General features: G+C 69.7%; 24 protein-coding genes and 2 tRNA genes. 22 read left to right on the top strand and 4 right to left on the bottom strand.

Going from position 1 to position 26,992, the window contains the following annotated elements; genetic code table 11:
* Positions 1-27 precede the first annotated feature (27 nt).
* The 10 genes from ACIRRY_RS07255 to ACIRRY_RS07300 all read left to right on the top strand — a co-directional run bounded on the left by ACIRRY_RS07255 (position 28) and on the right by ACIRRY_RS07300 (position 11,615).
* A complete protein-coding gene (locus ACIRRY_RS07255; RefSeq protein WP_403968873.1) occupies positions 28-858 on the top strand; it encodes a hypothetical protein in 831 nt (276 codons plus the stop codon).
* A 3-nt stretch (positions 859-861) separates the two neighbouring features.
* The gene (locus tag ACIRRY_RS07260; protein WP_403968875.1) at positions 862-1,191 is read left to right on the top strand and encodes a hypothetical protein; all 330 of its coding nucleotides are present in this window, start codon (positions 862-864) and stop codon (positions 1,189-1,191) included.
* A 150-nt stretch (positions 1,192-1,341) separates the two neighbouring features.
* Entirely contained in the window at positions 1,342-2,835 is a 1,494-nt protein-coding gene (locus ACIRRY_RS07265) for an SDR family NAD(P)-dependent oxidoreductase (RefSeq protein ID WP_403968877.1), read from the top strand.
* Positions 2,836-2,894: 59 nt separating this feature from the next.
* The gene (locus ACIRRY_RS07270) at positions 2,895-4,997 is read left to right on the top strand and encodes a hypothetical protein (RefSeq protein ID WP_403968879.1); all 2,103 of its coding nucleotides are present in this window, start codon (positions 2,895-2,897) and stop codon (positions 4,995-4,997) included.
* A 154-nt stretch (positions 4,998-5,151) separates the two neighbouring features.
* Entirely contained in the window at positions 5,152-6,363 is a 1,212-nt protein-coding gene (locus ACIRRY_RS07275; protein WP_403968880.1) for a glycosyltransferase family 2 protein, read from the top strand.
* 188 nt (positions 6,364-6,551) lie between these two features.
* Positions 6,552-7,658, top strand: coding sequence for a glutamate 5-kinase (proB, locus tag ACIRRY_RS07280; RefSeq protein ID WP_403970825.1), 1,107 nt, complete (start codon positions 6,552-6,554; stop codon positions 7,656-7,658).
* Between the two features lie 236 nt (positions 7,659-7,894).
* A complete protein-coding gene (locus ACIRRY_RS07285; protein ID WP_403970827.1) occupies positions 7,895-8,353 on the top strand; it encodes a hypothetical protein in 459 nt (152 codons plus the stop codon).
* Positions 8,354-8,447: 94 nt separating this feature from the next.
* Entirely contained in the window at positions 8,448-9,734 is a 1,287-nt protein-coding gene (locus ACIRRY_RS07290) for a glutamate-5-semialdehyde dehydrogenase (protein ID WP_403968882.1), read from the top strand.
* Between the two features lie 94 nt (positions 9,735-9,828).
* Positions 9,829-10,437, top strand: coding sequence for a hypothetical protein (locus tag ACIRRY_RS07295; RefSeq protein WP_403968884.1), 609 nt, complete (start codon positions 9,829-9,831; stop codon positions 10,435-10,437).
* Between the two features lie 89 nt (positions 10,438-10,526).
* Positions 10,527-11,615, top strand: coding sequence for a hypothetical protein (locus tag ACIRRY_RS07300; protein ID WP_403968886.1), 1,089 nt, complete (start codon positions 10,527-10,529; stop codon positions 11,613-11,615).
* A gap of 145 nt (positions 11,616-11,760) precedes the next feature.
* Here the strand turns inward: ACIRRY_RS07300 and ACIRRY_RS07305 are convergent, their stop codons facing one another.
* Positions 11,761-12,888, bottom strand: a complete 1,128-nt coding sequence (locus ACIRRY_RS07305) for a M48 family metallopeptidase (protein ID WP_403968888.1) — start codon at positions 12,886-12,888, stop codon at positions 11,761-11,763.
* 101 nt (positions 12,889-12,989) lie between these two features.
* Between ACIRRY_RS07305 and ACIRRY_RS07310 the strand changes: the two genes are divergently transcribed.
* The 7 genes from ACIRRY_RS07310 to ACIRRY_RS07340 all read left to right on the top strand — a co-directional run bounded on the left by ACIRRY_RS07310 (position 12,990) and on the right by ACIRRY_RS07340 (position 17,353).
* Positions 12,990-13,151 carry a hypothetical protein gene (locus tag ACIRRY_RS07310; RefSeq protein WP_033285921.1) on the top strand — a complete coding sequence of 54 codons (162 nt, stop codon included), beginning with the start codon at positions 12,990-12,992 and terminating at the stop codon, positions 13,149-13,151.
* A 155-nt stretch (positions 13,152-13,306) separates the two neighbouring features.
* Positions 13,307-13,468, top strand: a complete 162-nt coding sequence (locus tag ACIRRY_RS07315) for a hypothetical protein (RefSeq protein WP_403968890.1) — start codon at positions 13,307-13,309, stop codon at positions 13,466-13,468.
* 67 nt (positions 13,469-13,535) lie between these two features.
* Positions 13,536-14,225 carry a nicotinate-nucleotide adenylyltransferase gene (gene nadD, locus ACIRRY_RS07320; RefSeq protein WP_200686132.1) on the top strand — a complete coding sequence of 230 codons (690 nt, stop codon included), beginning with the start codon at positions 13,536-13,538 and terminating at the stop codon, positions 14,223-14,225.
* A 16-nt stretch (positions 14,226-14,241) separates the two neighbouring features.
* Positions 14,242-15,948, top strand: a complete 1,707-nt coding sequence (locus ACIRRY_RS07325) for an LCP family protein (protein WP_403968892.1) — start codon at positions 14,242-14,244, stop codon at positions 15,946-15,948.
* A 133-nt stretch (positions 15,949-16,081) separates the two neighbouring features.
* Entirely contained in the window at positions 16,082-16,525 is a 444-nt protein-coding gene (rsfS, locus tag ACIRRY_RS07330; protein ID WP_403968894.1) for a ribosome silencing factor, read from the top strand.
* Positions 16,522-17,187: a histidine phosphatase family protein gene (locus ACIRRY_RS07335; RefSeq protein ID WP_403968896.1), complete on the top strand. Its 666-nt coding sequence runs from the start codon at positions 16,522-16,524 to the stop codon at positions 17,185-17,187. The genes rsfS and ACIRRY_RS07335 overlap by 4 nt, the downstream gene beginning before the upstream one ends.
* 93 nt (positions 17,188-17,280) lie before the next feature.
* Positions 17,281-17,353 (top strand) — tRNA-Ala (locus tag ACIRRY_RS07340).
* Positions 17,354-17,423: 70 nt separating this feature from the next.
* Here the strand turns inward: ACIRRY_RS07340 and ACIRRY_RS07345 are convergent.
* A complete protein-coding gene (locus ACIRRY_RS07345) occupies positions 17,424-18,269 on the bottom strand; it encodes a helix-turn-helix transcriptional regulator (protein ID WP_403968897.1) in 846 nt (281 codons plus the stop codon).
* 208 nt (positions 18,270-18,477) lie between these two features.
* Between ACIRRY_RS07345 and ACIRRY_RS07350 the strand changes: the two genes are divergently transcribed.
* From ACIRRY_RS07350 to ACIRRY_RS07365, 4 genes are all read left to right on the top strand, one after another.
* Positions 18,478-19,854 carry an MFS transporter gene (locus ACIRRY_RS07350; RefSeq protein ID WP_403968899.1) on the top strand — a complete coding sequence of 459 codons (1,377 nt, stop codon included), beginning with the start codon at positions 18,478-18,480 and terminating at the stop codon, positions 19,852-19,854.
* Between the two features lie 69 nt (positions 19,855-19,923).
* Positions 19,924-20,097, top strand: coding sequence for a hypothetical protein (locus ACIRRY_RS07355; RefSeq protein ID WP_019063265.1), 174 nt, complete (start codon positions 19,924-19,926; stop codon positions 20,095-20,097).
* Between the two features lie 3 nt (positions 20,098-20,100).
* On the top strand, positions 20,101-20,334 hold the full coding sequence (locus tag ACIRRY_RS07360) for a hypothetical protein (protein ID WP_003976229.1): 234 nt from the start codon (positions 20,101-20,103) through the stop codon (positions 20,332-20,334).
* A gap of 133 nt (positions 20,335-20,467) precedes the next feature.
* Positions 20,468-20,540: transfer RNA gene (locus tag ACIRRY_RS07365), tRNA-Ala, on the top strand.
* 123 nt (positions 20,541-20,663) lie between these two features.
* Here the strand turns inward: ACIRRY_RS07365 and ACIRRY_RS07370 are convergent.
* Both ACIRRY_RS07370 and ACIRRY_RS07375 read right to left on the bottom strand, forming a co-directional pair.
* Positions 20,664-22,277, bottom strand: coding sequence for an NADH-ubiquinone oxidoreductase-F iron-sulfur binding region domain-containing protein (locus ACIRRY_RS07370; protein WP_403968901.1), 1,614 nt, complete (start codon positions 22,275-22,277; stop codon positions 20,664-20,666).
* The gene (locus tag ACIRRY_RS07375; RefSeq protein WP_403968903.1) at positions 22,274-23,611 is read right to left on the bottom strand and encodes a cytochrome b/b6 domain-containing protein; all 1,338 of its coding nucleotides are present in this window, start codon (positions 23,609-23,611) and stop codon (positions 22,274-22,276) included. Before ACIRRY_RS07375 ends, ACIRRY_RS07370 begins: the two co-directional genes overlap by 4 nt.
* Before the next feature lie 410 nt (positions 23,612-24,021).
* Here ACIRRY_RS07375 and leuS point away from each other — a divergent pair, with 410 nt between their 5' ends.
* On the top strand, positions 24,022-26,910 hold the full coding sequence (gene leuS / locus ACIRRY_RS07380) for a leucine--tRNA ligase (protein ID WP_403968904.1): 2,889 nt from the start codon (positions 24,022-24,024) through the stop codon (positions 26,908-26,910).
* Positions 26,911-26,992: the final 82 nt, after the last annotated feature.

A 26,992-nucleotide genomic window follows, 5' to 3' on the forward strand; every position in this document is an offset into this window, starting at 1 on the left:
AGGAACAACTCTTACCGTCCGTTAACCATGGAGACGGATTGTATTAAGGAAGCGCTGCCTGTCGGGACCCGGCTGCTGCACATCGGCCCGCACAAGACCGGGACCACCGCCATCCAGGGCGCGCTGTTCGCCGCGAAGGACACGATGCCCGCGCACGGCGTCGACTTCCCCGCGCACAGCAGACACCCGATGGAAGCGGCCCTCGCCGCCTGCGCCCGGCCCGCGATGATGGGCGACACCGTGCCCACCGACAAGCACTGGACACGCCTCCTCGACGCCGTGCGCGCCACCGGCGACCGCACCTCGGTGATCAGCAGCGAGTTCTTCGCCGACGCCCAGGACGACGAGACGCTCGCCAGGATCGTGGAGCAGCTCGGCGGCGAGCGCGTGCACATCCTGATCACCCTGCGCCCGCTGGCGAGGATCATGCCCTCGCAGTGGCAGCAGTACGTGCAGAACGGTCTGCGCATGGGCTACGACAACTGGCTGGAGCACATGCTCCGCAAGGCGCCGTACGAGCAGCCCAACCCCAGCTTCTGGCGGCGGCACCGGCACGACCGGCTGGTCGAGCGCTGGACCCGGGTCGTGGGTCCCGAGCGGGTCACCGTCGTCGTGGTCGACGACAGCGACCGGGACGGGTTGCTGCGCACCTTCGAGACCCTGCTCGGGCTGCCCGCGAATCTCCTGCGACCGGTTCCGGACGCGGCGAACCGTTCTCTCACCCTCGCCGAGACCGAAATGCTGCGGAAGCTCAACGTCGAATTCCGCGGGAATGGGCTCCCCGACGAGCTGTATTCCAAGCTCGTGCGCAACGGCGCGGTCATGCATATGAAGAATGCGTGCAGCCCGACCCCGTAGGACGTGAAGATCACCACTCCCCGCTGGGCACTGGAGGCGGCCGGCGCGATCGGTGCCGAGATGGCCGGCACCATCGCCGCCACGGGCGTACGGGTCGTAGGGGACACGGCGCTGCTGTCGGCCGTACCGGAGGCGGTCGAGAAGGTGCCCGCGGCGCCGCGGATCGCCCCCGAGGTGGCCGCGCAGGCGCTGTACGGGGCGCTCGCGGCGGTCGCCTCGGCGCCTGTCCGGCACAGTGCGCCGGCGAAGGCGCGGACGGTTCACCAGACCTCGTCGAAGGAACTCGTGCGCGTTCTCGGTCACCGTTGTCTGAAGAGGCTGCGCCGCCGCTGAGTGGTGTCATCGCCCGGTCACCAGCAGTACAAGATGAATGACAGATGTCGCGCGCCTATGCGGCGGAGGTCACTCGCCTTGCACTGCGGTAACCGTGAGTGGGACCATTTGCGCGTTCCCCCATTGTCCCGAGGTAGGTCAAGGTCACCTGTGTCGCACATAGCCAAGCCCCGCACCACCGCAGTGATCCTGGCCGGCGGTACCGGTCAGCGGGTGGGTCTCTCGATCCCCAAGCAGCTGCTGAAGATCGCCGGCAAGGCAGTCATCGAGCACACCCTGACCACCTTCGAGAACGCCGACTCGATCGACGACATCATCGTTCTGATGGCGCCGGGCTACGTCCCCGACATCGAGAAGATCGTCGCCAAGGCCGGCTTCCAGAAGGTCACCCGGATCATCGAGGGCGGCTCCACGCGCAACGAGACGACCGAGCGCGCCATCGCCGCCCTCGGTGAGGGCCTGGCCGAGGGCGAGGACCGCAACGTCCTCTTCCACGACGCCGTGCGCCCCCTGCTCTCGCAGCGCGTGATCGACGACTGTGTGATCGCCCTGGAGCGCTTCCAGGCCGTGGACGTGGCCATCCCGTCCGCCGACACCATCATCGTGACCCGCACGCACGGCGACGACGGCGAGTTCATCACCGAGATCCCCGACCGCTCCCGGCTGCGCCGCGGCCAGACGCCCCAGGCGTTCAAGCTGTCCACGATCCGCCGCGCCTACGAGGTCGCCGCCGGGGACCCCAACTTCCAGGCCACGGACGACTGTTCGGTCGTGCTCAAGTACCTGCCGGACGTGCCGATCCACGTCGTCGCGGGCGACGAGTACAACATGAAGGTCACCCAGCCCGTCGACGTCTTCATCGCCGACAAGCTCTTCCAGCTCGCCTCCACGGCCGCGCCCGAGCAGGTCGACGAGGACGCCTACCGTCAGCTGCTCACCGGCAGGACGCTGGTCGTCTTCGGCGGCTCGTACGGCATCGGCAAGGACATCGCCGAGGTCGCCGAGGGCTACGGCGCGACCGTGTACGCGCTGGGCCGCTCGACCACCGGCACGCACGTCGAGAACCCCGAGGAGGTCGACGACGCGCTGTCCAAGGCGTACGCCGAGACCGGGCGCATCGACTACGTCATCAACACCGCGGGCGTGCTGCGCATCGGCAAGCTGGCCGAGACGGACAACGCGACGATCGAGGAGGCGCTGAAGGTCAACTACCTGGCGCCCGTGCAGATCGCCCGTTCCGCGTACAAGTACCTGGCCGAGACCAAGGGCCAGTTGCTGCTCTACACCTCCAGCAGCTACACCCGGGGCCGCGCCGAGTACAGCCTGTACTCCTCGACCAAGGCCGCGATGGTGAACCTCACGCAGGCCCTGGCCGACGAGTGGGCCGGCGACGGCATCCGCGTCAACTGCATCAACCCGGAGCGCACCGCCACCCCGATGCGCACCAAGGCGTTCGGCCAGGAGCCCACGGGCACGCTGCTCTCCTCCGAGGCCGTGGCCCGCACCTCGCTCGACGTACTGCTGTCCGAGCTGACCGGCCATGTCATCGACGTCCGCCAGCAGGACCCGACGGCCGGCGCGGCCAGGGCCTCCGGCTTCGAGGCCGCCCTCGCCTCGGTCCTGGACGTCCAGGACGGCGTTTAATCAAGCCTGACTCTGAGTTCCCGGTAAATTACTCGAAACCCCCAAGAGCAGGTTTATCAGTGATTTCCACCGCTATTCGCGTGGCCCGGGTGGGCAGCGCGGCCGAGCTCGCCGCCGCCGTCCTCATGATGCTGGGATTCCCGGCCCTCATGCTGGCCGCCCTCATCCCGAGTGTCCCCGCCTTCGCCGCCGCGGCCGTCGTGACCTACGTCGCGGACCACTATCTGCACCGCCAGGCCAGCTACCTGGTCAACCGCCTCAGCAAGGTCAGGGCGGGCCTCTCCATCCGCTTCCTGATCCGCCAGCTCCTGCTGATCCTGCTGCTGGCCCGCATGGACCTCTCCGACCACCTGATCTTCTACGGCGCGATCGCCTGCTTCATCGCCTTCTACGGCCTCCAGGCCCCGCACGGCGCGGTCGTCACGCTGATCCGCAACCGCCGCCGGATGCCGGTCGCCACCCGCAACGTCGACCTGGGCTCGCGCATCCACATCCCGGACGCCCCGAGGTTCGGCCTGCTGGAGCGCTCCGCCGAGAAGATGCTCCACCTCGACCTGTTCGCCGTCGTCGGCCTGCTGATCTCCGCGCAACTGGACTCGGCCGGCGCCGCCTTCGTCGGCATCGGCGTCACCCTGTTCCTGGGCACCCTCTACGTCGCCGCGCTCCTGCCGTACATAAGGGGTACGAAGATCCCGCCGACGCCCGAGGTCATCCTCAAGGCCGTCGACGACTGGCTGCGCGAGTACAAGCCGCAGACGGTGCTCTGCTTCTCCGGCTCCAAGGACTCGGCCTACCAGGTCAACATGTGGCTGGAGACCATGGAACAGCTGGAGACCCGGCCGCTGGTCCTGCTCCGTGAGCGCGTGATACTGCAGAACCTCGCCCCCACCAAGGCACCCGTCATCTGCGTGCCCGGCGGTGTGCACCTGATGAACATGGACCTGTCGAGCGTGCGCGTCGCGCTGTACGCGGCGAACGTCGGCAAGAACATCCACCTGCTGCGCGTCCCCACCATGAAGCACGTCTTCATCGGCCACGGCGACAGCGACAAGCTGGCCAGCGTCAACCCGTTCAGCAAGGTCTACGACGAGGTGTGGACCGCCGGCCGCGCGGGCCGCGACCGCTACGCCATCGCCGACGTCGGCGTCCGCGACGACGACATCGTCGAGGTCGGCCGCCCCCAACTCGCCCCGATCCAGAGCTTGCAGGGCGTGCCCGAGGGCCCCCGCGGCGGAGCCGCTGATGGACGCTGCCCCACCGTTCTCTACGCGCCGACCTGGGAGGGCTGGGACAACGACCCCGGCAACACCTCCCTGCTCCTCGCCGGCGAGAACATCGTGAAGAAGCTGCTCAAGGCCGACCCCCCGGTCCGCGTCCTGTACAAGCCGCACCCCTTCACCGGCACCGTCAGCTCCGCGGCCGGCTCCGCGCACCGCAAGGTCACCGCGCTGATCGAGAAGGCCGCCGCCGAGCGCGCGACCGACCCGCGCTTCACGGCCGACGCCGCCGCGCGGACCAAGGCCAGGGCCGACCTGGCCCGCATCGAGGCCCGGATCACCGAACTCTCCGGCGGCCCGGCCGACAAGGGCGACGAGGCCGAGCTCACCCGTGACGGCGTGGTCGACCTGGCCAAGTACGAGGAGATCGCCCGGCTGCGCGCCGAGTGGAACGACGCGTACTGGACCTCGGTCGGCACCTTCGAGCACCGGGTCATCTCGGGCTCCGAGCCGCGCCTGTACGACTGCTTCAACGTGTCCGACGCGATGGTCTCCGACATCTCCAGCGTGGTCTCCGACTTCATCGCGAGCGGCAAGCCGTACGCGGTCACGGACTCCGCGAAGCTGGGCGTCGAGGAGTTCAAGCGGCAGAACACCGCGGTGCGCGCCGCCGTGATCCTGTCCAACAAGGCTTCGGAACTGGGTGAGTTGCTGGCGGCGGTCCGCGCCCCGGACACCGACCCGATGGCCGAGGACCGCAGGGAACTCAAGGAGTACCTGCTCGGCCCGGACGAGCCCACGTCCATCGAGCAGTTCAACACCGCGGTGGAGAACCTCGCGCTGAAGTCCGAGGCGCGCAACGTGGGTCAGGAGCGGGCGACGGCGACCGGCGACGCGGCGAGTCCGCCGGAGGCCCAGCTGTCGGCCGATCCCACGGTCGGCTGACCTGCACGCGTCAGTACTTGGTCAAGAAGAGCCCGGTTTTGGGGAGTGATCCTCGAAAACCGGGCTCTTTTGCGTATCCCCTGCTGACGGAAGACAACCGATCCACTCGGTCGGCTGTCTTGCAGACGGCGATTCAATGGACAAAGGGGGGCGCGTGACCGTGACGCAGCCTGATGTGACCGTGGTCATCGGCGCGTACGAGGCGATGCCGTACCTCGTCGAGTGCCTGCGCTCGGTCGAGGCGCAGACCCTGGACGCGGCCCGCATCGAGGTCATCGCCGTCGACGACGGCTCGACCGACGGCACGGGGGAGTACCTGGAGGCGTTCGCGGCCCGCGCCGCGACCCACGTCACCGTGATCCGCCAGGAGAACTCCGGCGGCCCCAGCTCCCCGCGCAACGTCGGCCTCGGCAAGGCGAGCGGGCGCTACGTCTTCTTCCTCGACGCGGACGACCGGCTCGCCCCCGAGGCGCTGGAGCGGATGGTCGCGATGGCCGACCGCAACGGCACGGACGTGGTGCTCGGCAAGGTCGAGGGCATCAACCGGGTCCCGCCCAAGGCCGCGTGGGTCGAGACGCTGGAGCGCACCGACGTCTTCCACTCCAACATCAAGTTCACGCTGAGCGCGCAGAAGCTGTTCCGGCGGGCGTTGTTGGAGCGGAACGGGATGCGGTTCGACGAGTCGCTGTTCACCGGCGAGGACGCGCTGTTCACGATGGAGGCGTATCTGCGGGCCGACGGGGTCTCGGTGATCGCCGACCACACCTGCTACTACCTGGTGGGCCGCGACGACGGCAAACACGTGACGAAGAGCGGGAGTTACACCCTGCGCTTCGACTCCGCGCGCGCGTTGATGAACCTCATCGCGGAGATGGTCCCGCCGGGGGTGGAGCGGGACAAGCTGATGCTCCGGCCGTTCCTGGTCACGATGCTCCCGCAGTTCGGGCCCAAGTACGCGGGGGACAGCGAGCAGGTCAGACGCCACAAGTTCGAGCTGGCCAAGCCGTTGATGGCCGCGCACTGGACGCCCGAGGTCGCCGTGCGCCTCAAGGTCGACGAGCGTCTGCGGCTGCATCTGGTGGCCGAGGAACGCCCCGAACTCCTGCTGGACGTAGTCGAGTTCGTGAAGTCGAAGAAGCGGCCGGACGCGGTGGTGGAGGGGCGGGGGCGGCGGGTTTACCTGGCGTATCCGCACTTCCGCTCCGCGGGTTTGCCGGACTCCCTCTATCTGGCCGAGCCTCGTGAGGCGCGTGGGGTGAAGGGGTATCGGGAGGGGGGAGCGGGGGTGTTCTTGCGAAGGGTGGCGCGGAGAGTGCGTCGGGTGCAGGTTCGTCGTGGCTGGTCGCGCAGTTCCCCGCGCCCCTGAAAGACCGGACCAGTGCAGGCCTTTGAGGGGCGCGGGGAACTGCGCGACCAGCCCCCACCGGGCCGCACTGTGAACTCGACCCTCCTGTCCGCAACCTGGACCAACGTGCACAGGGCGACCCGGCTCGCGTAGATTGCCAGCCGTACCTACCCGAGGGGAACGCGCACGTGGCAGGGGTAAGGCAGGCCGTGACCGAGGCCCGCAGGATCGTCGTCAAGGTGGGTTCCTCCTCCCTGACCACCGCGGCCGGCGGCCTGGACGCCGACCGCGTGGACGCCCTCGTCGACGTCCTCGCCAAGAGCCGCAGCGGAGGCGAGAAAGAGGTCGTCCTCGTCTCCTCCGGCGCCATCGCCGCCGGCCTCGCGCCCCTCGGACTGCGCCGCCGCCCCAAGGACCTCGCCCGCCAGCAGGCCGCCGCCAGCGTCGGCCAGGGACTCCTCGTCGCCCGCTACACCGCCTCCTTCGCCCGCTACGGCATCCGCGTCGGCCAGGTGCTGCTCACCTCCGACGACATGAGCCGCCGCTCCCACCACCGCAACGCGTCCCGCACCCTCGACAAACTCCTCGCCATGGGTGCCCTGCCGATCGTCAACGAGAACGACACCGTCGCCACGGACGAGATCCGCTTCGGCGACAACGACCGGCTCGCCGCCCTCGTCGCCCACCTCGTCCACGCCGACCTGCTGGTCCTGCTCTCCGACATCGACGGCGTCTACGACGGCGACCCCAGCAGGCCGGGCAGCTCGCGGATCGCGGAAGTCCGGGGACCGCAGGACCTCGCGCACGTCGAGATCGGCAGCACGGGCAAGGCCGGCGTCGGCACCGGCGGCATGGTCACCAAGGTCGAGGCGGCCCGTATCGCCGCCGCCGCGGGCATCCCCGTCGTGCTCACCAGCACGGTCCACGCGACCGACGCGCTGACCGGCGGCGACACGGGCACGTACTTCCACGCCACCGGGAAACGCTCCGCGGACCGGCTGCTCTGGCTCCAGCACGCGTCCACCCCGCAGGGCTCGCTGACCCTCGACGACGGCGCCGTCCGCGCGGTCGTGCAGCGCCGGATGTCGCTGCTCCCGGCCGGGATCGCCGCCGTGGAGGGCGAGTTCAGCGCGGGCGACCCCGTCGAACTCCGGGACGGCGCCGGGCACGCGGTCGCCCGGGGGCTCGTCAACTTCGACGCCAAGGAGATCCCCCAGCTGATCGGCCGCTCCACCCGGGAACTGGCACGGGAGCTGGGACCGTCGTACGAGAGGGAAGTCGTGCACAGGGACGACCTGGTGATCCTGCACCCGTAGAACAACCGAAACGTCCGTCTCCCCAGGGCGGACCTTCCGTGCTGTGCCCACCCGGGGGACACATCCCGGGCCCCCGGTCGAAAAGAGTGGGAACGCCCGCCCCGGACAACAGCCGAGAGGTGGACCTTCCGTAAAAGCGCCACGCGGACGCCTTCGGCCTGCTCAACTTTGCTCAGGGACACATCCGCGCGAGCCCAGCAGCTCGCCCCTTGCGTAAGGAGGCCGTCGTGAGACGAGTGCGCTCTGGGGCGGCGGCGTCCCGCGGTGGTGCCGCCTCCCGCGCGCCCGGCGAGGAGCGCACGCTGACCAGCGTCGCGACCGGCGCCCGGTACGAGGGCGGGGAACCCAAGGACCTCCCCCGGCTGTGGCATGTCACCCTCAGCGTCTCCGGCGGCGAGGCCCCGCTGAAGGAGGTACGGCGCGGTCTGGAACAGCTCGCGCACGACCACCCCTTTCTGCTGACCAGCCGCTACGCCAACGACCACGCGGAGATCCGCTACTGGGAAGAGGCCCGCGACCTGCACGACGCCGCCGCCGTGGCCCTGCGCCTGTGGGGCGAGCACCGTCAGACCGCGAAGCTGCCGCCGTGGGAGATCGTCGGCCTGGAGGTCATCGACCGCGAGACCTACCACCAGCGCATCTCCGAGGGCTACGGCCCGCTGCCCGCGACCCCGGTCGGCGTACACCCCTTCTGAGATCCGTGGTGAGTCCGCTTCGGGCCCTTCTGGGCCTGTCTCGCGGTTTGGTACAGCCGGTGGACGCCTCCGCCCGGCGCACTACCCTTCCCTCATGACCACGCTCTCGCCGTACGACTCCCTGTCCCCGGTCACGCAGGCCGCGTACCGCGCCAAGTCCGCCGCCGCCGACCTCGCGCCGCTGCCGCGCGCCGAGAAGGACGACGCGCTGCTCGCCATCGCGGACGCGCTGGAAGTCCGTACGAGCGAGATCGTCGAGGCCAACGCCAAGGACATCGCCAAGGCCCGCGAGGCCGGCACCAGCGAGACGGTCATCGACCGGCTGACGCTCACCCCCGAGCGCGTGCGGGCCATCGCCTCGGACGTACGGGACGTCGTCGCGCTGCCCGACCCGGTCGGCGAGGTCGTCCGCGGCTCGACCCTGCCGAACGGCATCGACCTGCGCCAGGTCCGTGTCCCCCTCGGCGTCGTCGGCATCATCTACGAGGCCCGCCCGAACGTGACGGTCGACGCCGCCGCCCTCTGCCTCAAGTCCGGCAACGCGGTCCTGCTGCGCGGCTCGTCCTCCGCCTACGAGTCGAACACCGCCCTCGTGCGCGTGCTGCGCGACGCCGTCGGCGGCGCCGGACTGCCCGCCGACGCCGTGCAGTTGGTGCCCGGCGAGAGCCGCGAGAGCGTCCGCGAACTGATGCGTGCCCGGGGCCTGGTCGACGTCCTGATCCCGCGCGGCGGCGCCTCCCTGATCCAGACCGTCGTCTCCGAGTCCACGGTCCCCGTGATCGAGACCGGCGTCGGCAACTGCCACGTCTACGTGGACGCCGACGCCGACCTCGACATGGCGATCGACATCCTGATCAACTCCAAGGCCCAGCGGCCCAGCGTCTGCAACGCGGCCGAGACCCTGCTCGTCCACCAGGACATCGCCCCCGAGTTCCTGCCGCGCGCCCTGAACGCCCTCGCCGAGGCCGGCGTCACCGTCCACGCCGACGAGCGCGTCCTCGCCTACGCCAAGGACTCCGACGCCACCGTCGTCGAGGCCACGCTGGAGGACTGGGACACCGAGTACCTCTCCTACGACATCGCCGCCGCCGTCGTCGACTCGCTGGACAAGGCCGTCCAGCACATCCGGCTCTGGAGCTCCGGCCACACCGAGGCGATCGTCACCTCCTCCCAGCAGGCCGCCCGCCGCTTCACCCAGCTGGTCGACTCCACCACCGTCGCCGTCAACGCCTCCACGCGCTTCACGGACGGCAGCCAGTTCGGCTTCGGCGCGGAGATCGGCATCTCCACCCAGAAACTGCACGCCCGGGGCCCGATGGGCCTGCCGGAACTGACCAGCACCAAGTACATCGTCACGGGCGACGGCCACATCCGCCGCTGATCCGGTGGGCGTCCGGCATATGCGTCGGACATAAGGCCACGTCCTGAGGCGGACGTCTCACCCAGCGGATGAATTTCCCTACCGCCTGCCCAAATTGACCCCCCAGGTCTACTCTGGAGAGGTGCCGGAGGACGTGGGGGGCACGCCGTTCCCTGACGGCTGGGAGCCCGACGACGACCACGACCGCGGAATGTCGGACGAAGAGTTCGCATCCGTGGTCTTCGACGAGGCCTTCGTGCGGGCGGCCGTAGTACACGAGCCGACCGCCGTCGAGCGCCTCCTAGCCGCCGCGCAGGCAAGAGCCGAGGCCTCCGAGGCCGAAGCCCGCCGCGCCCAGTACGGCAGACGGGCCCGAGGCGACGACGACCCCTTCGAGGACGCCTACGGCCGTGAATTCGGCCATGATCCGGAACTCGACGACCTGGACGACCCCGATGTCGTCGAGGGCCGCTACGGCGCCCCGGGGACCTACGGCAAACAGGTCCGCTGGCACCGCCCCGTCGCCTGGCTGCTCGCCCTCGTGATGGGCATCGGCATGGTCGCCCTGGCTTTCTCGGCGGTCTACCGCGGCGCGTCCTCGGGCAGCAGGGACCGCGTCCCGCCCCCGGCCTCCACCGGCGTGGAGCAGGGCACGGCGGCGGCACCCTCCGCTTCCGCCGACAACTCCCAGCCACCACTGTCCGCGGTCCCGCGAACGCCCTGACCGGGCTGTGACGGGCTCGGTGAGAACCTGTCAGAACTTGTCGTGTACCAGGGCGTTTACCTGAGGCTCCAGAGACCTACTCTGAAAGTATGGGCGGTCCAGGAGACCCACCCCAGGGGACGCCCGAGGGCGCTCCCGGTGGTGGTGAGGACGAGTACCGATCCGTCGTCTTCGACGAGTCGTTCGTCCGCGCTGCCCGGCTCCAGGAGTTCTCCGCGCAGGAGCGCATGGCAGACCACGCCCCCGCCGTCCGCCGCCGCCCGGCCCTGCGCCGCGGCCTCTCCCGCCAGGCGCTCATCCTGGTCATGCTGATCGCCGTCGCCTTCGGCACCGCGATCTACATGGGCGTACGGCACCCGTACACGACCCCCACGGCCCAGCAGCCCGTCGAGCCGCTGCGGATGACCGTGATCCCGCTGTCCCCGCAGGGCAAGGTGCCGGGGGCGGCCGACGCCGAGTCCCTGTACGCGCACAGTCCCGCCGCGCAGTTCGGCATCGGCGGCGAGGGCATCCCGCTGCCGGCCGCGCGGCGCACCGCGCACTTCTCGGACAGCCAGGTCATCGCCGCCCTGAGCACCGCCAAGGACTACATCGTGGAGTCCTCGCTCTACCCGGCCGTCCTCACCGGCGGACAGATCCGCCCCGCGCGCGTCCTCGTCGACCCGGACCAACTCGACCAGTTCGACCAGAGCTTCGAGCACCCGACCGCCGACGGCCGGCACGAGCCCACCGGATGGCTGGTTCGCTTCGACCCCTCACGCGTCCAACTGGCCGACCGCAAGATCCGCGTCCAGGGCACCCTCCAGGCCACCGAGATCGACTCGTCCACCATCGAGGTCACCGCCGACGGAACCTTCGTCTACGCGCTACGGCCCACCGGCTCGACGGCCTCGGCCGGCTCCGGTGTCCAGGCCCAAGTCTCCCTGTTCACCGTCCGCCGCGAACTGCACTTCCGCTTCGACCGCGACGACCTGCGCATGCACCAGGCCCAGGTCGTCGTCTCCTACGTCCAGGCCGGGCCCCTGTCCTGCGCCGAGGACTCCGTGACCCATCTGCGCCCCCTGCTCGCCGGCCAGACCGCCAAGGCGGGCGGCCCGGCCGGCACGGACCCGTACGCGACGGGCGGCGCCCCGGCCCTGTGCGGCACCCTGGCGACGAGCGCGCAGCCCAAGGTGTGAGTTTGCCCAAGGTGTGAGTTTCCTGAATTTCCGCCCGCCCGCACACCGGTCCGCCCGCACCGGCACCGGGGGCGCCTCCCGCGCGGGCGGCAGCCGTAGGTGTGAAGCCGGTGTGGGCGGGTCAGAGCAGGCGGGTCGGTGGGGGTCAGTCCTCGTCGCGCGGCGGTGCGTCCGTGGGCGGCTGCTCGGTGCCGTTGGCCGGACCGGACGGGGACTCGTCCTGCGGTGACGTGGTCGAGAAGCCGCCGAAGCCGCGTCGCACCCGGCCGCCCAGGTCGCCCGCGCCGCCGGCGATGTCGCTGACCAGCTTCATCAGCGGGTCCTTGGAGCTCTTGACGTTGCTGGCGTAGCTCGCCGCCGACTCGCGGAACGAGTCCGTGACCGAGGTGTCCTTGTCCTCGCTGCGCCGCGGGTAGTGGCCGTCCATGATTCGCTGGTAGTCGCGGGACTCGGCCCACTTCTTCAGCTCGGCCGCCCGCACGGTGGTGAACGGGTGGGAGCGGGGCAGCACGTTCAGGATCTTCAGGACCGAGTCGCGCAGGTCGCCGCCCGACTCGAACTCCTCGGCCTGCTTGAGGAAGGCGTCCACGTTCATCTCGTGCAGGTGGTTGCCGCCGGCGATCTTCATCAGGCCGCGCATCGAGGCCCGCAGGTCCTGGCCGACCAGCAGACCCGCGCGGTCGGCGGACAGCTCCGACTTGCGGAACCACTCGCGCAGCGCCGTCACGATCGCCAGGATCGCGAGGTTGCCCAGCGGGATCCAGGCGACCTTCAGGGCCAGGCTGGTCAGGAACAGCAGGATCGTGCGGTACACGGAGTGGCCGGACAACGCGTGGCCCACCTCGTGGCCGACGACCGCCCGCATCTCCTCCTCGTCGAGCAGCTCGACCAGGCCGGTGGTGACGACGATGATCGGCTCGTCCAGGCCGATGCACATCGCGTTGGGCTGCGGGTCCTGGGTGACGTACATCGGCGGGACCTTCTCCAGGTCCAGGATGTAACAGGCGTCCCGCAGCATGTCGTTGAGGTGCGCGAACTGCTGGTCCGACACGCGCACCGAGTCGGACAGGAACAGCAGCCGCAGACTGCGCTCGGGCAGCAGTCCGCTGAGCGCCTTGAACACCGTGTCGAACCCGGTCAGCTTGCGCAGCGCCACCAGGGCGGAACGGTCGGCCGGGTGCTCGTACGCACGCGACGAGATTCCCTCGAAACGCCTGCGCTGCCTGCTCGGTACGTTCTCGTGCCCGTTCTGCTCGTGGCCGTCTTCGGACATGTGGTCCCCCATGTGCGTGTGAGTGCCCTGAGTGCCCCCGAAGCAGAGCCCAGCCTAGGCGGAGATACCGTGGACGGGCAGTACAGCGAAGGAGTCAACGCATGGAGCCCCATTCCGCAGCCGCCTGGCTCGCAGAGGCCGCGAGCGCCGCCCCCCGGCAAGGGTCGGGGGATCTGCTCAGGGTCGTACTGATCGTGATGTTCCTCGGCTGCATCCTGACCGCGTGGTTCCTGCTGCGCGGGTACAAACAGAAGGACGACTGAGACGCCCGTCGAGTTCCCTGTCGCGTACCGGGTCGTGTTCCGCCCGTGTTCTGCCCATGTCCCCAATGGCGGAGTCGGCGTGATCGCCGTAGGCGTGCCCGCTTACGATGGGCCGACATCTTTATCCCGCCCACACCGGATAGGTTCTGCTGAAGATGAGCTACCACGGCACTGTTGCCCAGTTGGTCACTCTTGCCGCCGAGGGGGAGGGCGGGGGCAACCACGAGAGCCTCCAGCCGATCATCACCGGTGGCGGCGCGTTCGTCCTCCTCATGCTCCTGCTGTGGATCACCACCCGCTTCAACCGCGACCGCTAGGGTCTGTCCCTTCTGTCCACCGGACGGGTCCCGGGGTCTTCACACCGGGCCGGTAGGGTCTGCACGCATGGGAGAGCAGGACATGCCTACCGGTCCGGCGAACGACACGACGCGCGGCACGGAGATCCGAATGGTGAACGGCCCGCGCAACAACGGCCCGTCGAACCCCGGCAAGCGCCGGCTCGGCGTCATGGGCGGAACGTTCGACCCGATCCATCACGGACACCTCGTGGCGGCCAGTGAGGTCGCCGCGCAGTTCCACCTGGACGAGGTGATCTTCGTCCCGACCGGCCAGCCGTGGCAGAAGACCGACCGCAAGGTCGCGCTCGCCGAGGACCGCTACCTGATGACGGTCATCGCGACCGCCGAGAACCCCCAGTTCTCGGTGAGCCGGATCGACATCGACCGCGGCGGCCCCACCTACACCACGGACACCCTGCGCGACCTGCGGGCGCTCAACCCCGACGCGGACCTCTTCTTCATCACCGGCGCCGACGCCCTCGGCGCGATCCTGACCTGGCGGGACGCGGAGGAACTCTTCTCCCTCGCGCACTTCATCGGGGTCACCCGCCCCGGCCACACGCTGACCGACCCCGGTCTCCCGGAGGGCGGCGTCTCGCTGGTCGAGGTTCCCGCGCTGGCCATCTCCTCCACAGACTGCCGTGCGAGAGTCGCGAAGGGTGATCCCGTCTGGTACCTGGTGCCCGACGGAGTCGTGCGCTATATCGACAAGCGCGAGCTGTACCGCGGCGAGTGAGCCGAGAGGGGCACCGGTGAACGACCGATACGACGCCGGGTACGGCGGCGACCAGTACGAGCTCGTCGGCTACGACGAGTACAACCAGCCTGTCTACCGGCAGGTCCCGGCCCAGGGGACCCAACAGCCCCCGCAGCAGCAGCCGTACGACCCGTACGGGCAGCAGCAACAGCAGGGCTACGCCTACGACCCGTACGCGACAGGCACTCAGCAGACGCCCGACTACGACACGGGCGCCCAGCGGGCCTACGACAGCCGGCAGGCGCCCCAGTCCGGCTACGACCCGTACGCCACCGGCACCACGACGGCCTACGACCCCTACGGGCAGACCGCGAGCAGCGGACAGCAGCCCCGGGTCGCCGAGCAGACCGCCTACATCCCGCAGCAGGGCGGCCCGGCCGAGGACACGGAAGCCCCGAAAGCCCCGGCCGCGGGTGAACAGGACTACCGCACCGAGCAGTTCGCCTTCGTGGAGGAGCCGGCCGGTGACTCCGAGGACGTCATCGACTGGCTGAACTTCACCGAGAACCGCACCGAGCGCCGCGAGGAGGCCAAGCGCCGCGCCCGAGGCCGCGTGGTCGCCCTCGTCGTGGTCCTCGCGCTGGTCGTGTCCGGCGGCGTCGGCTACCTCTGGTACGCCGGGAAGCTCCCCGGAGTGTCCTCGTCCGCCTCGAAGGCGGGCACCACGACGGCCGCGGGCGCCCAGAACCGTGACGTGATCGTCGTCCACCTGCACAACACCTCGAAGGGCGGCACCTCTTCGGTGCTGCTCGTCGACAACACCACCCTGAAGCAGGGCACCACCGTGCTGCTGCCCAACTCCCTCGCCCTCACGGACGACGACGGCAACACCACGACGCTGGCCAAGTCGGTCGACGACGACGGCACCTCCGGGACCGTCGACCAGCTCAACACCGTCCTCGGCACCGACATCGAGGGCACCTGGCGCCTCGACACCCCCTACCTGCAGAACCTGGTCGACCTCGTCGGCAACATCGACCTCGACACCAACGCCGACGTGCCCGACCCGGCCGCGACGAAGAAGAGCGCCGCGCCCCTCGTCCACAAGGGCAAGGACCAGACCCTCAGCGGCAAGATGGCCGTCGCCTACGCCACCTACCGCGCGTCCGGCGAGGCCCAGAACGCGCAGTTGGAGCGGTTCGGCCAGGTCATGCAGGGCGTGCTGCGCCAGCTGACCTCGGACCCGACGGCGGCGACCACCACCGTGCAGACACTGGCCCAGATCCTGGACCCGCCCCTGACCGACAAGGACCTCGGCACCTTCCTCGCCAAGCTCGCCGACCTCGCCAAGAGCGGCGACTACAAGACGGCCCTGCTGCCCGTCCAGAACGACGGCACCCTGACCGCGCAGGCCTCGGCCAGTGTCGTCAAGGACATCCTCGGCGGCACCGCGAAGAGCCCCGACGAGGGTTCGGCGGTCCGGGTCGCCGTCCAGAACGCCACCGGCGTCAAGGACGACACCGAGAAGGCCCGCGTCGTCCTCCTCAACGGCGGCTTCACCTTCCTGGAGGCCGGCACCGCATCAGGGACCTCGGCCACGTCCAAGATCACGTACTCCGACGCGGCCGACAAGGAGAACGCCACCGAGGTCGCCAAGACCCTGGGCCTGCCCACCAGCACCGTGACCAAGGGCACAGTCGCCGCGAACGCGGATGTCTCGGTGATCCTGGGCACCGACTACAAGCCGTCGTCGTCCTCGTGACGGAGAGCACGCCCCGGAGGCCGCAGTCGGTGTCCGGGGCGGCCTCCGGGGCATGATCCGTTATTCGCGTGGGGGCCCGTCCGCGGTCCGTGAGACCCTTGAGGTCTGTTGACCGCCGACCGAAAGCCGCGTAGTGACCGCCACTGACCGCTCCATCGAGCTCATCTCCGCCGCCGCCCAGGCGGCCGCCGACAAGCTCGCGCACGACATCATCGCCTACGACGTCAGCGATGTGCTGTCGATCACGGACGCCTTCCTGCTGGCCTCCGCTCCCAACGACCGTCAGGTCAAGTCGATCGTCGACGAGATCGAGGAGCGGCTGAACAAGGAACTCGGCGCGAAGCCGGTGCGCCGCGAGGGCGACCGTGACGCCCGCTGGATCCTGCTCGACTACGTCGACATCGTCGTCCACGTCCAGCACAGCGAGGAGCGCGTCTTCTACGCCCTGGAGCGGCTGTGGAAGGACTGCCCCGAGCTGGACCTCCCCGCCGAGGCGAAGGCCACCCGCGGCAAGGCTGCCGAGCACGCCAAGCTGCAGGCCGAGGAGGACCTCTCGGAGTACGGGGAGGTGCGGTGACCGCCGGCGCGGACGGCCGCAAGGCGGGCCGGGGCCGCCGCGTCATCCTGTGGCGGCACGGCCAGACCGCGTGGAACGTGGAGCGCCGCTTCCAGGGCACCACGGACGTCGAGCTCACCGAGACCGGCGTCGGCCAGGCCCGCCGCGCCGCCCGGCTGCTGGCCTCCCTCAAGCCGGACGCGATCGTCGCCTCCGACCTGAAGCGGGCGGCGAACACGGCCGCCGAGCTGGCCGCCCTCACCGACCTCGACATCACTCACGACGAGGGCCTGCGGGAGACCTACGCGGGCGTCTGGCAGGGGCTGACGCACGAGGAGATCATCTCCCGCCACGGCGCGGAGTACGCCGCGTGGAAGCGCGGGGAGCCGGTCCGCCGCGGCGGCGGTGAACTGGAGAGCGAGGTCGCCGACCGGGCCGCCCCCGTCGTGCTGCGGCACGCCGAGAAGCTGCCCGAGGACGGCACCCTCGTGGTGGTCAGCCACGGCGGAACCATCCGCACCACCATCGGACGTCTCCTCGGTCTGGAGTCCCAGCACTGGGAGAGTCTCGGCGGCCTCTCCAACTGCTGCTGGTCCGTGCTCGGCGAGGGCGCCCGCGGCTGGCGCCTGCTGGAACACAACGCCGGCACACTCCCGGAACCGGTGCTCGGCGACGACGACTGAGCGGCCCTCCAGGGCCTCGACCCCGGATTTCACTTTCCGGCAGGTCGCAGGCTAAAGTTCTTCTTGTTCGCCCGCCGAGCGGGAAGAACAGACGGGGCTATAGCTCAGTTGGTAGAGCGCCTGCATGGCATGCAGGAGGTCAGGAGTTCAATTCTCCTTAGCTCCACAGATCGACACTCTTGAGTTGTCAAGGATCGAGAGTCGTCCACGATCGAATCGATGAGATCCCATCCCTTTCAGGGGTGGGATTTTTTCGTCGCTGTCAGCGCCTCCGTGCGCCGCCGAGTCTCCTCGTCGGCCGGGGTGTAGACCACGATCCGGCACTCCGGCATGCCGTTGACCGACAGCGACACCGACGTCATCCGCATCTCGCCCACCTCCTCGTGCCGGAACGTCTTCACCCGCCGCCCCGGCTCCGCCACGTCCCCCCTCTTCCACAGCCGCGCGAAGAGCGGACTCGCCGCCGACAGCCCGCGTATGAAGTCCTCCCAGACGGGCTCGCCGGTATGTACTCCGTAGGTCGAGCGCAACGTCGCCACCATCACCGGCAGTTCCGTCTCCCGGTACAGCAGCGGGCACTCCTCCTCCGGCACCGTGAACAGCTTCCACAGCGCGTTCGGCATCGGGCCCGGCGACAGCGGCTCCAGCCAGAACACCGTCCGGTAGGGGGCGTTGGTGGCGAGGATGTCGTAGCGCGCGTTGTAGACCACCGCCGGGCGCGGATCGAGGGCGTCGAGGATGCCCTGGATCTCCGGCCCCACCGACTGTGCGATCACCTCCGGCTGATGCGCGTACGGCACCTCGGCCAGGTGGTACAGATGCTCGCGCTCCGGCGCGTCGAGCCTGAGCGTGCGCGCCACGGCGTCCAGCACCTGTGCGGAGGCGTTGATCGGGCGCCCCTGTTCGAGCCACGTGTACCAGGTGACGCCCACTCCGGAGAGCTGCGCGACCTCCTCGCGGCGCAGTCCCGGCGTACGCCGACGGAAACCCGGCGGCATGCCGACGTCGTGCGGTGTCACCCGGGCGCGCCTGCTGCGCAGAAACGCGGCCAGCTCAGGTCGGCGGCGCTGTGTCGTCCCCATCCTCATCGTCACATCCCCCATGTTCGACGCCCGAGTTGGTCCCTGCCAGGTGCTGTCGGTACCAGCATCGGTGGGCTCTCGGCACCCGTACCGGAGCGCCCCCACGCTCGATCGCATGACGACGACACCCCGGACGGAACCGGATTCCGCCCCCGTTCCAACTCCTGCCACCAGTAAAGACCCTGGCACTGACAATCGCCGTGGGCCGATGCTCGCGGTCCTGCTCGCGGCCCTGTTCATGGCGCTGCTCGACGTGTTCATCGTCAACGTCGCCGCCCCCACCATCGGCACCGAACTCCACGCGTCCGGCGCCGACCTGCAGCTGGTGATCGCCGGCTACACCATCACGTACTCGGTGCTGCTGATCACCGGCGCCCGGCTCGGCGACCGGCTCGGTCACGCCCGGGTCCATCTCGCCGGGCTCGCCCTCTTCACCGCCGCCTCGCTCGCCTGCGGCCTGGCCCAGGGCTCGACCGAGCTGATCGTGTTCCGCCTGATCCAGGGGTGCGGCTCGGCGCTGATGATCCCGCAGGTGCTCAGCCTGATCCAGCGGAACTTCATCGGCGAGGCCCGGATGCGGGCGCTCGGTGTGTACTCGGCGGTCATCGCCGTCGGCGCCGCGGCCGGCCAGATCCTCGGCGGCGTCCTAGTCAGCGCCGACCTTTTCGGCACGGGCTGGCGGCCGGTGTTCCTCGTCAACGTGCCCGTGGGGGTCGTACTCCTGTTCGTCGGCAGGCGCGTGCTCCCGCGCGAGGGCGGGGCGGAGCCGGAGCGCGCGCGGGCCTTCGACGTGCCGGGTCTGGTGCTGCTCGCCTCGGCCGTCTCGCTGCTGACGGTGCCGCTGGTGCTGGGACAGGAGGAGGGCTGGCCGCTGTGGTCGTGGCTGTCGCTGATCGCGGCGGCGGTGCTCTTCGCGGCGTTCTGCGGCTACGAGTCCCGGCTCGCCCGGCGCGGGGGCGCCCCGCTGATCGCACCGCGTGTGCTGCGTCACCCCGGCATGGGTCTGGCGGTCTTCCGGATCCTGGCCGTGATGGCCGTCAACGCCGGTTTCCTGTTCGCGCTCACCTTGCACGTCCAGGGCGGCCTCGGCTTCAGCGCGTTGCGCGCGGGGCTCACCTTCGCGCCGACCGCGGTCGTCTTCGGGGCGGTCGGCCTGACCTGGCGCCGGTGGCCGGCGGCCTGGCAGCGGGCGCTGACCCCGCTCGGTTTCGTGATCACGATGCCCGCCGTCGCGGGAGTCGGCCTGGCGTTCGAAGGCGGCGACCGCGGCGGAGCCGTACTGTACGTGGCGTACGTCGGCGTGGGGGCCGGGCTCGCGCTCGCCTTCAGCCCGACGCTGACCCGGGCCCTGGCGACCGTGCGGCCCGAGGACGCGGCGGACGCCAGCGGTCTGCTGTCCACGGTCGCGCAGCTGGGTCAGCTCCTCGGAGTCGCGGTTTTCGGCACACTGTTCTTGAACCGGCTTGAGTCACTTGGGGCCCCGGGGGCGTATACCTCTGCGAAGGCGCTTTTGGCGTGCATGTTCGCGCTGGCGGGGACGGCCGCGGTGGGTGCCGTGTCCGGACTGGTACGAAGGCGTCGCTGACCGTATTGGTCCGGCCGTGGCAGAATCAAACGGCCGGAAGGGGGCGCGGCCCGACGGGAGGGAGTAGCGATGCCTGCGAGCATCATCGAGGAGGTCGACCACCTCTTCGATGCGGCGTTGATACGGGATACGATCACCCGCCTGAGCTGCCCTTCCTGCGGTTCCGCCCACGTGGCCCAAGTCCTCGGTGACAACGGCGGAGTTTCCTACGTGTGCACGGCCTGCGGCCACAGCTGGAGCTGATCGATGGGTGCACACAGGCGAAAGTGCGACTGGTGCGGCAGTGGGACGCCGATCGTCCGTGACATGGAACCGGTGAATCCCGACTACCAGTACTGGTGCGAGGAGTGCGCGCGGGCGCTGATCATAAAAGGCGACCCGATCGAGACGTACCGCGAACTCGAGGGCGAGCCGATCTACGGTCGACTCCTGGAAGAGCACTGCACGTTGAAACGGTTCTATTCCTTCGTCACCGCTTGACCCCGGCCGGGACCCCGCGAGGAGGTCCCGGCGATCACGGTCACGATGACGGGGACGGAAACGATTTGGTGGTCCAGAGGGTCCACCGGTAATGTTTGCGTCGCAGCCGGGGAGACCTGGTAGCACACTGCGCGGGGCTATAGCTCAGTTGGTAGAGCGCCTGCATGGCATGCAGGAGGTCAGGAGTTCAATTCTCCTTAGCTCCACAGAAGTCGAAGGCGGGTCATCCGATGGGATGACCCGCCTTCGGTGCGCTCAGGGGGAGTTGGGGCCGTTCACGGAACAGCGGGCCGCCCTCTTCTTGAGAAGGCGGCCCGCTGTTCGTGTGCTCAGCGGCCCAGGGCCCGCCGGCCGCGGCCCTGGGAGAGGACCGGCAGGTTGCGCGCGGGCCCCTTGTCCCGTGCGGTCTCCTCCTCCAGACGGAGGGCGAGCGCCGGGCAACGGCGTACCGCGCGGAGCGCCTTCGCCTCCGCGTAACGCGGCACCTGGGCCTGCGCGACGGTGGGGAAGCCGTCGGCGCCGAGTTCGAACACCTCCGGGAGAATGTCCGCGCACAGACCGTGGCCCCGGCACAGCGTCCAGTCGACGTAGATCTTCTGACGGCTGGGGCCGTTGTCCTCGGCCTCCGCGCCGCTCGTGATGCCCGCGGGGAGCTGGCCGCCCTCGAAGAGCGGCAGAACGCCCTCCACGGGCCTTCCGCAGCCGTTTCCGAGGACGTGGGCGGCGAGGTCGTCCGTGAACGCCTTGATGGTCGATTCCAGGAACATCGCGGAGCCGTCGGGGTGCGAGCACGCACCGCGCCGCTTCACGGCCTTGGCGACCTGCTTCAGCGCCTCCAGGGCGGCCGGGCCGCCGCCGTTGAGGATGTCCTCCATGCCGCGCGCGGCGGCGGGCAGACCGAGGTAGCAGGGACCGCACTGTCCCGCGCTCTCGTCGGCCAGCCACTGGGCCACGCGCAGTGACTCGCCCAGGGGGCAGGTCTCCTGGGTGATCGGCATGATGGCGCCCGCGCCGAGCGCACCGCCCACCGCGTCCAGGGAGTTGCGGGAGACGATCGCCTCGTTGACCGTCGCCGCGTCGATCCACTTGCCGTGGTAACCGCCCGTCAGCACTCCCTGGGGGACCGGCGGGGCGCCGGCCAGCTGCAGGACGTAGCGCAGCGGTACACCTGTGGGGACCTCCAGCACCATGGGGCGCGCGACCGCCCCGGAGACCGTGAGCATGACGGTGCCGGGCTCGTCGTAGAGACCGGTGTTGCCGTAGCGCTCGGGTCCGATGCGGGCGGCGATGGCGAGTTGGGCGAAGGTCTCGGCGTTCGACAGCAGGGTGGGGACGCCGCCGACGCCGTTCTGGGAGGCGCTGACCTTGCGGCCGGGCGGGATCGCCGGGCCGCCGTCGATCGAGCGGATCAGAGACGCGGCGGCGCCGGTGACCATGCGGACCGGGTTGCGCTGGACGAACGCCTTCAGCGCCGAGCGGCGGGTGTTGCTCAGGCCGCGCTCCGAGAGCGCGGCCTCCATGGAGCGCTGTGTCGACTCCCGGGTGACCCCCACCACGAGCGTGCGGGCACCCAGGGCTTCGGCGACCAGCAGCGCGCCGTCCAGGATGAGGTGCGGGGCACGGTTGATGAGCACCGTGTCCTTGCGGCAGGCCGGTTCGTCCTCACTGCCGTTGACGACGACGACTGGTCGTACACCGCGTTTGATCGCCGCCTCGGCGACCGACCGGAGCTTCTTGTGGAAGGGGAAGCCCGCGCCGCCGCGGCCCTTCAGGTTGATGGCCTCGGAGAGCTTCGCGAGCTGCTCCCCGCCCATCGGTTCGAGCGGCCCGTGCACCTTCAGGTGCATGGGCAGGTCGAGTCTCTCGACAAGGTCGAAGCCCGACGTGAGCTGAGGAAGCCCGACGACGCGGACTTCTGGGACGTCGGGCAGGGCCTCGTTCACCTATAGCCTCCGGAAGGCGTGTTCCAAGGTTCGCCCGAGCCGCCCTGCGCGTCGAAGTCGTACGAAGCGTTGGGCGTTTGATCAGTGGCGGGACCGCTGTTGTACGTGTCATTGGGGTTGTACGTACCGGAGGTGCCGTTCGACTCACCGGTGGGGTAGACGTATCCCTCGCCGTACCCGCCCGTGCCCGCGTTGTTGTTGTATGTCGGGATGTTGTACCCGGTGTCCTGGAGCGGATCGTAGGCCGACGGGGGCGCCTCGCCGACCGGCGGCGGCGACGGGACGGGCCAGGTCCCGGAAGTGCTGCCGCCGTTGTCCGCGCGCGGGACGGCCTGCGTGTTCTGCATGTCCATGGGCACGTTCATGCGCGAGTTCTGGTCGGTGACGTACGGCATCTGCCCGGTGGACTCCGGCGTGGCGGTGCGGTAGGCGGCCGCGAAGCCGTTCGTGTCGGCGACCGGGGTCATGGACCTCGTCTCGTACTGCGCGGCGATCGGGTCCACGCGCGGGACCGACCCGGTCTCCGTGAACGAGGGCTGCGGCCCGCCGCGTCGGCCCTCGGCCGGACGCCGGCTCTCGTAGCCCGGCAGCGCGGACTCGGCCACGCGGCCCCGGCTCGCGTCGAGTTCGTCGAGACCCGGCCGCTCCCCGTTGCCCAGGAGCATCGCGGCCTTGTCGGCGAACTTCCGCTTGATGGGGCGGGGTGCCGAGCGCAGGGCGAGGGCCGCGGCGACCCCGACCAGGCACAGCTCGTACGAGATCATGAAGAACGGCTTCGCCGCGCGGCCCGCGAACAGGCCGTGGACCAGCGCCGCGCACCAGGCCGGGTAGGCCAGCATGTGCATCGCGCGCCAGCGGGCGGCCACCGGCGCCGGGGACGCGAACTGGTTGCGCAGGGCGCCGGTGATGCCCACGAAGATCATGAGCAGACCGGCCAGGGAGCCGAGGCCGATGAGTCCGGCGCTGCCCGTCACGCCGAGGCTGAACGGGATCAGCGCGGCGATCAGGACGGTGTGGTCGAGCGCCAGTTTGACCGTGATGTGAATCACGAGGAACGCGATCGAGCCGACGGCGGTCACGCGGTGGATGCCCTGGGCCACGATCCGCTGGCGGATGTTGAGGATGACCCGGTCCTGGGCGACCAGCCCCCAGATCACCGAGCAGGTGAGGGAGACGAGCGAGAGGACGCCCGCACCGAAGTTGAGGAAGTCCTGTACCCGGCTGCCTCCGAGCAGCACGAACACGGGTATGAAGAGCAGGACGACGAGGCTCACCACGCCGTAGGCCGAACGGCCCGGCTTGGGGAGCGAACTGGTACTACGACGAGCGTTCATGGGGGCAACTCCGAGCAGTATCGGGAAAGCGGTCCCGCTGCCGAACTCTAAGTGGCTCCATACCGGTGGGTACGAGGTTTGAGTTATTGCGTTGTTATCAAACGACAATGCGCTTGCTGTGATGTCCCGTAGTGGGTGGTACGCGAAGGTAGTCCTTGAACTTGGTTCAGTGTCGGCCGGTGCGGTCAGGGGTGCCAAGGGTGATACGGAAGCGCGTCGCGTTGTGCTCAAGCGCTGCGGTACCCTCATGCCATGCGTGCCGTACGCCTTCTGCTTAGCGAGCCGCGCTGATGAGTCCCGACCACCGGTGACCGGTGAGGTCGGAATCGGCGCGGCGTCCCCTCCTGTGCGAGGGGATTTTTCATTTCCCGCAGCCGCTGGCAGAGACGATCGATGGAGCTTTGAGGATCATGAGCGAGACGAACCCCGCTGTCGCCGCCGAGGTGGTCGCGCCGCACCGCTACACGGCCGCCATGGCCGCGGACATCGAGGCACGCTGGCAGGACTTCTGGGACGCCGAGGGCACCTACGAGGCGCCCAACCCGACCGGTGACCTGGCCGGCGACCCCGAACTGGCCGCCCGCCCCAAGAAGTTCATCATGGACATGTTCCCGTACCCCTCCGGTACGGGCCTGCACGTCGGCCACCCCCTGGGCTACATCGCCACCGATGTGTTCGCCCGGTTCCAACGGATGACCGGCCACAACGTACTGCACACCCTGGGTTTCGACGCCTTCGGTCTGCCGGCCGAGCAGCACGCCGTCCAGACGGGCGAGCACCCCCGGATCACCACCGTCGCCGCCATCGACAACATGAAGTCGCAGCTGCGCGCGCTGGGCCTGGGCCACGACAAGCGCCGGTCGTTCGCCACGATCGACCCGGAGTACTACAAGTGGACCCAGTGGATCTTCCTGCAGATCTTCAACTCCTGGTACGACGACGAGGCCGACACGGCCCGCCCGATCGCCGAGCTGATCGCCCAGTTCGAGTCCGGTGAGCGTGCCGTACCGGGGCACACGCGCGCGTGGCCGGACCTGACCGCCGGCGAACGCGCCGACGTCCTGGGCGAGTTCCGCCTGGCGTACGCCTCCGAGGCGCCGGTCAACTGGTGCCCCGGCCTGGGCACGGTCCTGGCCAACGAGGAGGTCACCGCCGACGGCCGCTCCGAGCGCGGCAACTTCCCCGTCTTCAAGGCCAAGCTGCGCCAGTGGAACATGCGCATCACCGCCTACGCCGACCGGCTGCTGGCGGACCTGGAGGAGCTGGACTGGCCCGAGGCCATCAAGCTGCAGCAGCGCAACTGGATCGGCCGCTCCGAGGGCGCCCGCGTCGACTTCCCGGTCGACGGCGAGAACATCACCGTCTTCACCACGCGCCCCGACACCCTGTTCGGCGCGACCTACATGGTGCTGGCGCCCGAGCACCCGCTGGTCGACAGGTTCACCCCGGGCGCCTGGCCCGAGGGCACCCACGACGTGTGGACCGGGGGGCACGCCACCCCTGTGGAGGCCGTCGCCGCGTACCGCGCGCAGGCCGGTACCAAGTCCGACGTGGAGCGCCAGGCCGAGGCCAAGGACAAGACCGGTGTCTTCACCGGCGCGTACGCGACCAACCCGGTCAACGGCGACCGCATCCCCGTCTTCATCGCCGACTACGTACTGATGGGCTACGGCACCGGCGCGATCATGGCCGTCCCGGCGGGCGACCAGCGCGACTTCGACTTCGCGCGCGCCTTCGAGCTGCCGATCCACTGCATCGTCGAGCCGACCGACGGCCGCGGTACCGACACGTCCACGTGGGAGAACGCCTTCGGGTCGTACGACGCGAAGATCGTCAACTCCTCGAACGACGACATCTCCCTGGACGGCCTGCCCGTCGCCGAGGCCAAGGCCCGCATCACGGAGTGGCTGGCCCGCAAGGGCATCGGCGAGGGCACCGTCAACTTCCGCCTGCGCGACTGGCTGTTCAGCCGCCAGCGCTACTGGGGCGAGCCCTTCCCGATCGTCTACGACGAGGACGGCATCGCGCACTCGCTGCCCGAGTCGATGCTGCCCCTGGAGCTGCCGGAGGTCGAGGACTACTCGCCGCGCACCTTCGACCCGGACGACGCGAACACGTCCCCGGAGACGCCCCTGTCCCGCAACGAGGACTGGGTCGCCGTCACCCTGGACCTGGGCGACGGCCGCGGCCCCCAGAAGTACCGCCGCGAGACCAACACCATGCCGAACTGGGCCGGTTCCTGTTGGTACGAACTGCGTTACCTGGACCCGCACAACGACCAGAAGCTGGTCGACCCGGCCATCGAGCAGTACTGGATGGGCCCCCGCGCGGGCATGCCGCACGGCGGCGTCGACCTGTACGTCGGCGGCGCCGAGCACGCCGTACTGCACCTGCTGTACGCGCGTTTCTGGTCCAAGGTGCTGTTCGACCTGGGGCACATCTCGTCCCCGGAGCCGTTCCACAAGCTGTTCAACCAGGGCATGATCCAGGCCTACGTCTACCGGGACAGCCGCGGCTTCCCGGTGTCGGCCGCCGAGGTCGAGGAGCGCGACGGCGCCTACTTCTACCAGGGCGAGAAGGTCTCCCGGCTGCTGGGCAAGATGGGCAAGTCCCTGAAGAACGCGGTCACTCCGGACGAGATCTGCGACGAGTACGGCGCCGACACGCTGCGCCTGTACGAGATGGCCATGGGCCCGCTGGACGTGTCCCGGCCGTGGGACACGCGCGCGGTGGTGGGCCAGTACCGGCTGCTGCAGCGGCTGTGGCGCAACGTCGTCGACGAGAACACCGGTGAGGTCACGGTCGTCGACGTCCCGGACGCCGACATCGCTGTGGAGACGCTGCGTGCCCTGCACAAGGCGATCGACGGTGTCCGCCAGGACCTGCAGGGGCTGCGCTTCAACACGGCCATCGCCAAGATCACCGAGCTGAACAACCAGCTGACGAAGGCGGGCGGCGCGGTGCCGCGTTCCGTCGCCGAGTCGCTGGTGCTGCTGGTCGCGCCGCTGGCCCCGCACATCGCCGAGGAGCTGTGGCGCAAGCTGGGCCGCACCGACACGGTCGTCCACCAGGACTTCCCGGTCGCCGACCCGGCGTACGTCGTGGACGAGAGCGTGACCTGCGTCGTGCAGATCAAGGGCAAGGTCAAGGCACGCCTGGAGGTCTCGCCGACGATCTCCGACGCCGAGCTGGAGAAGGTCGCGCTGGCCGACGAGAAGGTCGTCGCCGCGCTGGAGGGCGCGGGCATCCGCAAGGTCATCGTGCGGGCGCCGAAGCTGGTCAACATCGTTCCGGCGTAGTTCGGCACAGCGCTGGGGCCGTCCGGGGTGAGTGCCTCGGGGTAGTCCCCTACGGGCAGGTTCGGGGTTCTTTTGGAACTCC

Source organism: Streptomyces sp. NPDC101776 (assembly GCF_044766845.1).
GTDB lineage: Bacteria > Actinomycetota > Actinomycetes > Streptomycetales > Streptomycetaceae > Streptomyces.

Coding starts and splice junctions, on each gene's coding strand:
- ACIRRY_RS07255 (WP_403968873.1), top strand. CDS start 28: ATGGAGACGGATTGTATTAAGGAAGCGCTGCCTGTCGGGACCCGGCTG.
- ACIRRY_RS07290 (WP_403968882.1), top strand. CDS start 8,448: ATGACCACGCTCTCGCCGTACGACTCCCTGTCCCCGGTCACGCAGGCC.
- ACIRRY_RS07300 (WP_403968886.1), top strand. CDS start 10,527: ATGGGCGGTCCAGGAGACCCACCCCAGGGGACGCCCGAGGGCGCTCCC.
- ACIRRY_RS07305 (WP_403968888.1), bottom strand. CDS start 12,888: ATGTCCGAAGACGGCCACGAGCAGAACGGGCACGAGAACGTACCGAGC.
- ACIRRY_RS07310 (WP_033285921.1), top strand. CDS start 12,990: ATGGAGCCCCATTCCGCAGCCGCCTGGCTCGCAGAGGCCGCGAGCGCC.
- ACIRRY_RS07315 (WP_403968890.1), top strand. CDS start 13,307: ATGAGCTACCACGGCACTGTTGCCCAGTTGGTCACTCTTGCCGCCGAG.
- nadD (WP_200686132.1), top strand. CDS start 13,536: ATGGGAGAGCAGGACATGCCTACCGGTCCGGCGAACGACACGACGCGC.
- ACIRRY_RS07345 (WP_403968897.1), bottom strand. CDS start 18,269: ATGGGGACGACACAGCGCCGCCGACCTGAGCTGGCCGCGTTTCTGCGC.
- ACIRRY_RS07350 (WP_403968899.1), top strand. CDS start 18,478: ATGCTCGCGGTCCTGCTCGCGGCCCTGTTCATGGCGCTGCTCGACGTG.
- ACIRRY_RS07355 (WP_019063265.1), top strand. CDS start 19,924: ATGCCTGCGAGCATCATCGAGGAGGTCGACCACCTCTTCGATGCGGCG.
- ACIRRY_RS07360 (WP_003976229.1), top strand. CDS start 20,101: ATGGGTGCACACAGGCGAAAGTGCGACTGGTGCGGCAGTGGGACGCCG.
- ACIRRY_RS07375 (WP_403968903.1), bottom strand. CDS start 23,611: ATGAACGCTCGTCGTAGTACCAGTTCGCTCCCCAAGCCGGGCCGTTCG.
- leuS (WP_403968904.1), top strand. CDS start 24,022: ATGAGCGAGACGAACCCCGCTGTCGCCGCCGAGGTGGTCGCGCCGCAC.